The organism is Leptolyngbya sp. KIOST-1 (genome assembly GCF_000763385.1).
Lineage (GTDB): Bacteria > Cyanobacteriota > Cyanobacteriia > Phormidesmidales > Phormidesmidaceae > Nodosilinea.
In genome coordinates, this window is the sequence record NZ_JQFA01000009.1 from 1 (window position 1) to 1,111 (window position 1,111).

Below are 1,111 nucleotides of genomic sequence, written 5' to 3' on the forward strand. Positions count from 1 at the left end.
GCCGCCTGTTCGGCAATGCTACATATGATGGGTTCCTGCAGGGGGACGATGTAGCCGGGCCCGCGATCGCCCAACCGGAGGATGGCTTACCTCAACCGGCGGTAATCGGCGTAAGCTGGCCCGCTAACCTGGGCTTCGGTGTTCACAACACTGGCGGCTTGCCGGTTAAGCTTTGCGGCAAGCTCCTTAACCCCGAAATCTTCTTCAACGGCTCATTTGCCCAGCGTTTTGCTACCGGAGTAGCTTTCTACAAAACCTCTCCTGACAGCGTCACGGCCTCGATCACCGTCTACACCAATAACACCTATTGGGGCTCAGCGCCTGTCTTAATCGGCTCTCAAACCAACGGCTACAGCGGACCAACCTGCACCAGCCCCGACTACTCTACCCAAACATCAGCAGAGCAGCCCCCCAACCGCCCCACCGACCGCCCCCAGCGCGACCCCTACAACCCGACCACCGCCCTGTCCAGACCGGCAACACCGGCGACCGTTGCTCCGTCATCGGCCCCCGCCCCGGCAAATACCCCCGCCCTCACTCCGGCAATCCGCCCCGCCGCGGCCCCCGCCGCTGCGCCAGCTGCCCCCGTACCAGCCACAGTCCTACCCGCCGCTGATCCGCTGATCACTCCGGCACCGGTGACCACTCCCACGGCCAACCCTGACCCAACCGCAGCACCGGCGGCCACCCCGAGCAACACCCCTGCCGGTGCCCCGGCACCGACTCCGGCCCGCGATCGCCTTCCCAATCTCAGCCCAGGGGAAACGGTTCGACTGCCCGGCGGCACCATCGTCACCGGCACCGATACCGGCTACACCGTTTCCAGCCCGGTTAACAGTCCCAACACCGTCAAGCTGCCAAACGGCGGTTATCTAAGGCCCGGTGAGGAGTCATTTCTAGAGAGCTTGCGTGACCCCGCCTTAGCTCCTCTGCTGGCTATTCCCGCCCTGGCTATTCCCGCCCTCCCCACCATTCTCACGGCCAATACTGGCAAAGTCGAAAATCCCACTACCCCAGGCGGTTTCACACAGGCACCTCCCAACACCCCACCCCCACCCGTGCCTAATCCACCAGACACCGGCTGCCGGTGTAACGCGCCCCTGCTGGCGGG

Annotated in this window: 1 pseudogene; it reads left to right on the top strand. The window is 64.4% G+C overall.

The window, feature by feature from the left end:
- Positions 1–1,111, top strand: a pseudogene (locus NF78_RS32055) (hypothetical protein); the annotation flags it as partial.